We start from the raw sequence: 7,523 nt of genomic DNA, 5'->3' as shown, positions 1-7,523 counted from the left end.
CCTTCGGGGTTGATCTCGTGTAAGGCCCATGCCGCCATCTCCCGCACCATCTGGTCAGGATTAAATAAATTGGCGATCAGGTCAAAACTGAATTCGGATATTTTCATTAGCCCTATCTGATAAAGGATACAGGCTTTGGTCCATCGATTGGTTTGAGAAAAATCACGGTTTAATAAAAATTTAAGTACCAGTGTAGAATCAATTCGCTCCCTGGGGAAAAAAACTTCAAGCTTTTTGGCCTTCTCCTGGTACGACAGATCATCCAGCACCGGTATGATCCTTTGCTTCAGGTCTTCGGATAAAAACACGTCAAGAAGCTCAATGGCATAAGTCACTCCCTCATTCGTCTTGCTTTCTATATTTTCCTTTACGAGCTGTATGGACTTACTGTCATAAAGCATAGATAGTAGCATATAGATATGCTCAATATCATACTCAATTTCCTCCTCAAGGGCTTTCTTGATTTCCCGGCCGAAAAAATCAGTACTAATTTCATTGATGGCACCAATATTCCAGGCTATATCTTCAATATCTGACTCGATGGCATATTTAATACGCGGGATCTGCGTTACCCCGGCTTTAAAGCCGCTGATACCTAAAGCCAAAAGAACCTGAGATACAATTACTTTGTCGGGATAGTCTATTTTATTCCAAAGTAATTCCAGCGCTTTATCACCACCAATACGCCCGATGATCTTTATGATCTTTACCATAGCCGTGGTACTTTGTCCTGATTTGTAGAATGCGCTATCCAGGGCAGTAAGGGTATTTGCGCCAATTAGGGTAAGGGCATTAGCCGCTTGTACACTATAAGCAGGATTACTCAAGTTCTCAATCAGTGCATTCAGCACTTCATAATTATGCTTCTTCTGAGCAGTTTTAATTGCAGTATTCCTTACTTTGGCGTCGATATCATGCAGTAGTTCGATCAGGAAAAAAGTACTCTCCTCATCAGTGGTATTACTTAACAGTTCGGCTGCGTACTGACGATCCTCATCCCGCTCTGATTTGCAGAGTTTATTTAACCTGGTTTTGGAGATATCTCCGGATTGAAAAAGATCCATAATATCGCTCCCACTCACCACATGCTTGCCATCTGCATCACTTCCTTTGTTAAGGCTGATCACATAGCGGTCAGAGACTGACAAGCCTTTTAGCTCATTCATCTTTAATTGGGCGAAATCCCTGATATCATCTGAGTCATGTCCCATCAAAGTATTGATATGCGTAGGCAAAGATTGTGGCTCCACCTTCTCCAGCAACTTAAAAGAGAATATAACCTTGTTGGTTTGTACATCAGTTAAGGTCTTCTGCAGCCTGTTCAATAACTTTTCAATGGGCGTCAGCGGCAATTCCTCACTGGACATTTGCTGATCTTGAAGTTTCAATTTGATCCTGTTCCTGTATTCGTTGTAGAGTTTGCCAATGAGCAGGAAATATCCTACGAGTATAAATACCAGAGCATATGAGTAGTGAATAAGCTCAAAATACGAAAGAAGCGACAGGCCTATAATAGCTACCCCGGCTATGAACCTGGAGGCTTCATTAACCACACCTTCTACTTTCGCCTGAATATCAAACCGGATACGGTTATCCAACGGCATGAAATATAGCTTGAAGGTTGGGTTTTCCAGGGAGTCGCGCAATGAAAAGTTAAAGAGGCGGCTTAAAGCTATAAAGAGAAAAAACCAAATAAAAGATGTGCCTGCATCAATGGTATAGCCAAACACATTACCAGCTACAATGGCTCCTATCGTAAACAACGCAAGAATCACAGGCAATATAATCAGCGATACCTTCAGTCCATATTCGCCTATAATCCGGTCATTAACAAAAGTTTGCAACAACAAACCAAGGATCAGTATTGAACCATTAAAAATGGCCAAAAAATTCCTCAGTTCACTTTCATCTGGATACTGCTGTGCCACTACGTTCTGAAAAGAATACTGCACGAATGTGAAGGCCACCATTGAAAAAAGAAGGAAGGTAGACAAAAGCCTTACGTACTTATCTTTCGCAATATTTCTAAAACCTGTCCCTGTCTGTTCGCTCTTACTTGTGGATATCTCTGCCTTTTTCAGGTCATACTTCAATGTAATCGCAACAAGAAATCCCAGCGAGATCAAAATACTGACTCCGCTGATCATTAAATAATTGGAGGTGTTGGGTATAAACGACTCTAAAAAGGGAATTGCAAATGATGTAAGTATTGCGGCAGAAAGCTGGCCAATGTCAATACCTCCGATAATCCTTTTTGACTGCCTCAGGTCAAACATTCGACCAAAAACTCCCCAGAATCCCAGCAAAGAAACCGCCAGTATAGGCCCTATCATCGCAAACATGAGAAATACAAGATAATCCTGCCATGACGGATCGGAAAGCTTAAAGGTGGCAAAAATACAGGCGGTAAAAAGAAAGACACCTATGAGATTACCCAAAGCAAGTTTTGCGAAGGAAATGCGTGTTTGAAGGACAGCAAAAAGAAATGTGATAACAACACCTAAAAAACCAGATATCATAATGGCTTCCTTGAGGTACTCTTCCAGCCTGTTAAGGAACAATGTTTCGGCACTAACCTGGTACGTTGCCAAAAAAATACCCATAAAGAAGCCTTTGCCTAAAAGCAACAGCACTTGGTTTTCTTCTTCGGGCCTAACATTTAAGGCTAAAAATAAGGCTTTAAACATCCTTAATATTAAAAAATACTTACTAGGGTCGGTTAATCACGAAAAGTTATACATACCCATAGTAAATTACAACTATTTCTTTCGTATTTAAATTTATTTTTTTGGGAATATCAAAAAGGCCTATCCTTTTATCTCTTTAGGTACAAGTTAAGCCCACTTTAATATCGCAATATTCTAATTATCAGTAATTTGATTCCACAAAAAAAGCAGCCCGATCAAAGCTGCTTTCAAAAATAAAATGTCATTGCGGTACTAGTTCACTGCAGTAGTGTCAGTGTTAGCTTCTCCCTCAACAGGTGCTTCTTTCTCTTTTTTATAAGCATCATTAAGACCTTTGATAACTGCATTGGTAATGTTCATGCTGTCAGAAGCATACAAAACATCGCTACCCTGATTGTATTTAACAACCATTTGCAATCCGTGGTTTTTACTGTAATCATCCAGGTAAGAAGTTATTTTCTCATAAAGCTCCTGATTAATTTTTGATTCTTCCTTAATGAGCTCCTGCGAAAGGCTTTCCTGTAACATGCGCAGGTTTTGCTGTTTCTTCATCAGGCTTTCTTCTACTGCCTTTGCCTGTCCAATAGTAAGGTTATTTACGTTTCTTTGGTAGTCATTTACTTCCTTTTGAAGGCCTTCGGCACGACTTTTATATTCATCCTCAAGCTTCTGTCCTCTTTCCTGAAGCTTTTCCTGCATTTCTTTAAAGAAATCATAGTTTTTGAGTACTGAGTCTGCATTGATATAGCCAACGGAATACTCTGCCGCCTCCATTATACCGGGCTCCTGCTGCGGCTCACTTGACTCACCGGAAAAATGCAGGAAGAATAAAACGCCTACTGCCACTATCAATATGATATTTAGTACTAGAGATAAATTTTTCACTTTAATGGTTTTTTAGTTTTAAAATGGAGGCAAAGAAAATAAAGATTCCACAGAATTACCAAACAATTTTAAAGATGGCGATTATTTATTTTCGGGATCAAGGGGATATTTTATGATGTAATGTTGCTCTTTTGGGCCAGAAGCATCTTCCGGTTCAGCAGATTTTGGTTTATAATGGTAGGTGTATCGGGCAGGCTGGTTATCCTCCAAGTAGTGTTCTTCGTCCAGTTCTTGTTTTAGAAGAGTGCCGATTTTATAATTCCTGAAATATACAGCGCAGAAAACTCCGGCTATAGCCCCCATGAGATGTGACTCCCATGAAATACCAGAATCTTCCGGTATCATGCCAGTAAGGAAAGTACCTCCATATAAGAATAGTACGATAAATGAAATGGCAAGCGTGCTGGAATCGCGCCGGAAAAAACCGCTGAACAGCAGAAAGGTAAGCAGGCCGTAGACCACACCACTGGCACCTATATGATAAGCATCGCGTGCGGCTATCCAAACCCAAAACCCCGTGATAAGATAAATTAAAAGAACTACCCAAAGAGCTATCTTGTCGTAAAAGTAAAAAAGACCGACACCAAGGATGATTATCGGAAGCGTGTTTGAAAGTAAGTGATAAATATCACCATGAATTAACGGGGCTGTAAAAATACCCACCGAACCGCTGAGTGTCCTGGGCAAAATGCCGAATTCGCCAAAGTTATAATCAAACGCAAATTCAATGATCTTAACTCCCCAGATGAGAGCTACAAAAGCCAGAGTATAATAGATACTCTTACGTAACCTGATCCCCTCACCCATAATAAAATCTTAAATTACTTTTTCATTCTCTTCTTCAAGTTGAAAACTATATAATGATTCATCCAGTTCCAGAGTGTCATCATTATAATTGTTAACAAACCTGGTGATCACTTCAGGTGTGATCTTATCAACATTGAGGGCAACATCCAGACCTATACCAAAATCGATGTGCGGGTCTGTTTCAACATGTTCCCTGACTTTAACCTCTCCCTCTTCTTCGAGTTCCATAATAACCTCTGCCATGTAGAGACCTATTTCTTCTTCCAGGTCATCCAGAGCGGCCAGATCTCCATTTTCATCTTCTTCATACTTAATTTGCTTGTATTCGGGAAAATGCTGCGCAGCCTTATGTTCGGCTATTTCATAAAGCTCACTATTATGGTGCATCCGCAAAGTATATATAACTGCATCATAGATGACCTCTCTGCCTTCGTACATTCCTATGAAATAAAAGTTAACATACTCATCAGTATTATCTTCTGATTCTACAATAATGTAGTTCCGGTTTCGCTTTTTCATTTTGTCGCGGTATTCCTGCACTAGTTGAGGGTCAAATCCTTTGTTAACAGCAGTCATAACTCATTATTTAAAATTCAATAAATTCGGATATTTAATATACTCCAAATTCGTTTTATTAACAAGCTTTAAACACGGGTTTATTATCTATTGTTCGTCCTTTTTTTATCATTCCCCGAAAAAAGGTAATTAATTATGGATACTATAATGCTAAACAATAGCGCCCACCAAAAGCCATCCACCTCAAAACCAGGAACTACAGCATCTGCAAGCAGTATTATGACAGCATTAATGACGAGCAGAAAAATTCCCAGGGTAACAATGGTTATTGGGATAGTGAGTATAACCAATATCGGTTTAACAATAGCATTAAGTATAGCTAAAACAACAGCCACAATAAGGGCCACTACAAAACCGTCTACTTCTACCCCATCCAGTAAATAACCAGTAAGGAGCACGGCAATGGCAGATAATAAGAGCCTGGCAAGAAAATTCATTTGTATCGCAAGTTTGTTGGTTGTTATAAATCTTTAATGAAGATAGTTAAAACATCATGTTTATTCCTACAACCCATGAGTCATTTTATTATCTCCAAAACCGGGAAACGGTCATCTTTTTGAGAATTAATAAAAAAACACCATATTCAATATCCCTTTTAAAGTAAATCAATCTTTGAAATGAATCTATTAAAACCAATAACGACCATATTATTTGTACTGGCAATCACGGCCTGTTCTGAAACTACCAAACAAGGCCCTGCCAGCAGCACCAATACCAAAACAGAAGAATCTGCCGGAAATGAAATCATCTCCGGTATGCTTAATGACATATCCCGGGACAGCATTGAAGCCAAGGTCAGAAAGCTGGTAAGCTTTGGTACCCGGCACTCTTTAAGTGAAACAGAAAGTGATACATTTGGAATAGGTGCTGCCAGAAGGTGGGTTAAAAGCCAGTTTGACAGGTATGCGAAAAACAGCAATGGCCGTATGCAGGTTGAGCTTGATCCTTTTATTGTGCCCCCCGGAGGCAGAGTGCCTTATGAGGTAGAGATGAAAAACGTGATGGCTACCCTTAAAGGCACAAACCCTGATGACGATCGCATATTTGTGATCAGCGGCCATCTCGACAGCCGCGTATCTGATGTAATGGATAGCACCTCCGTGGCTCCCGGTGCCAACGACGATGCTTCCGGTGTGGCTTTAGTTATGGAACTTGCAAGGGTAATGTCTGATGTGGAGTTTCCTGCCACTATTATTTTCCTGGCCGTACAGGGAGAAGAACAGGGGCTGCTAGGCGCTGCCCATCTGGCAGAAACACTAAAAAAGGATAGTGCCAATGTAGTAGCCATGTTCAATAACGATATGGTAGGTAATACTCTCTCCAGCGAAACGGAACTGAAAAACGACTCAACTGTAAGGGTTTTCAGCGAAACCATACCCGTTTATGAAACTGAACAAATGGAAAAACTGAGAAAGTATTCCGGATCAGAAAACGACAGCCGCTCCAGGCAACTGGCCAGGTATATTAAAGAGGTCGGTGAGTCTTACGTGGACGGATTTAGTGTAACGCTCAACTACAGAATGGACCGGTACTTAAGGGGAGGTGACCACTTGCCTTTTAGCAAAAATGGTTTTACCGCCATAAGGTTCTGTGAAATGAATGAAAACTACTACTATCAGCACCAGGATGTGCGAAAGGAAAATAACCAGCAGTATGGTGACCTTCCGGAATATGTAAATTATGACTACGCCGCGAAGATTGCGCGCGTCAATCTTGCTGCACTGGCTAACCTGGCACTGGCACCGTATGAGCCTCAAAATGTAGGTTTGAAAGTTGATCTGGGCAATACGACCACATTGGTATGGAGTGCACCTGAGAAAGGCGCAGCTCCTAAAGGATACAACATTTTAATTCGTGAGACTTATCAGCCTTTATGGGAAAGGAAAATATTCGTTAGCGATACTACTGCCACCATTCCTTACTCTAAAGATAATTTCTTCTTTGCAGTACAGTCCGTAGGTGAAAAAGGTGCTATGAGCCTGCCGGTATTTCCTGCACCGGTACGTGAGTGAATCTTAACAGTATTTCTACATTTCAATGCCGGCGTAATTAACCTCGCCGGCATTTTTATTAATGCACCTTTAACGTTGTAACTTAGTTATACCATTCGGCATACATGGGATAATTCCTGGCTGTTCTTTGGATTACTTCAAGCATTTCAGGGCCTGTATCTTTTACTTTTTTTGCCGGTACGCCGGCATAAATAGAGTTTGCTTCCACTACCGTACCGGGTAATATAATTGCCCCGGCTGCGATCACTGCTCCACTATGCACTACAGCATCATCCATGATTATGGCTCCCATGCCTACCAGTACGTTATCGTGAATGGTACAACCATGCACAATGGCATTGTGGGCTATTGAAACCTTATCGCCTATCACTGTTTTAGCTTTTTGGTAAGTGCAGTGTATGATCGCGCCGTCCTGTATGTTGGTATCATTGCCAATAGTTATAGAGTGTACATCTCCCCTGACCACAGCATTGAACCAAACCGTGCAATTGTCGCCCATAGTTACATCACCAACTACCGTTGCATTTTCAGCTAAAAAGCATTTTTCGCCAAATTT

7 protein-coding genes are annotated in these 7,523 nt (G+C 40.8%); 1 reads left to right on the top strand and 6 read right to left on the bottom strand.

Features of this window, described 5'->3' with window-relative positions:
- From E1163_RS04275 to E1163_RS04255, 5 genes are all read right to left on the bottom strand, one after another.
- On the bottom strand, positions 1-2,687 hold a 2,687-nt coding region (locus E1163_RS04275; protein WP_155169836.1), incomplete at its 3' end, for an MFS transporter.
- 252 nt (positions 2,688-2,939) lie between these two features.
- Positions 2,940-3,572: an OmpH/Skp family outer membrane protein gene (locus E1163_RS04270; protein ID WP_343033747.1), complete on the bottom strand. Its 633-nt coding sequence runs from the start codon at positions 3,570-3,572 to the stop codon at positions 2,940-2,942.
- 81 nt (positions 3,573-3,653) lie between these two features.
- Positions 3,654-4,379, bottom strand: a complete 726-nt coding sequence (locus E1163_RS04265; protein ID WP_155169832.1) for a rhomboid family intramembrane serine protease — start codon at positions 4,377-4,379, stop codon at positions 3,654-3,656.
- A gap of 9 nt (positions 4,380-4,388) precedes the next feature.
- Entirely contained in the window at positions 4,389-4,955 is a 567-nt protein-coding gene (locus tag E1163_RS04260) for a hypothetical protein (RefSeq protein WP_155169829.1), read from the bottom strand.
- An 83-nt stretch (positions 4,956-5,038) separates the two neighbouring features.
- Positions 5,039-5,392: a phage holin family protein gene (locus tag E1163_RS04255; RefSeq protein WP_155169827.1), complete on the bottom strand. Its 354-nt coding sequence runs from the start codon at positions 5,390-5,392 to the stop codon at positions 5,039-5,041.
- 180 nt (positions 5,393-5,572) lie between these two features.
- Here E1163_RS04255 and E1163_RS04250 point away from each other — a divergent pair, with 180 nt between their 5' ends.
- Positions 5,573-6,967, top strand: a complete 1,395-nt coding sequence (locus E1163_RS04250) for a M28 family peptidase (RefSeq protein ID WP_221417929.1) — start codon at positions 5,573-5,575, stop codon at positions 6,965-6,967.
- A gap of 82 nt (positions 6,968-7,049) precedes the next feature.
- Here the strand turns inward: E1163_RS04250 and E1163_RS04245 are convergent.
- On the bottom strand, positions 7,050-7,523 hold a 474-nt coding region (locus E1163_RS04245; RefSeq protein ID WP_155169824.1), incomplete at its 5' end, for a gamma carbonic anhydrase family protein.

It is taken from the genome of Fulvivirga kasyanovii (genome assembly GCF_009711405.1).
Lineage (GTDB): Bacteria > Bacteroidota > Bacteroidia > Cytophagales > Cyclobacteriaceae > Fulvivirga > Fulvivirga kasyanovii.
The sequence above is the reverse complement of the archived record's forward strand: the minus strand, read 5'-3'. Positions and strand labels throughout refer to the sequence as shown.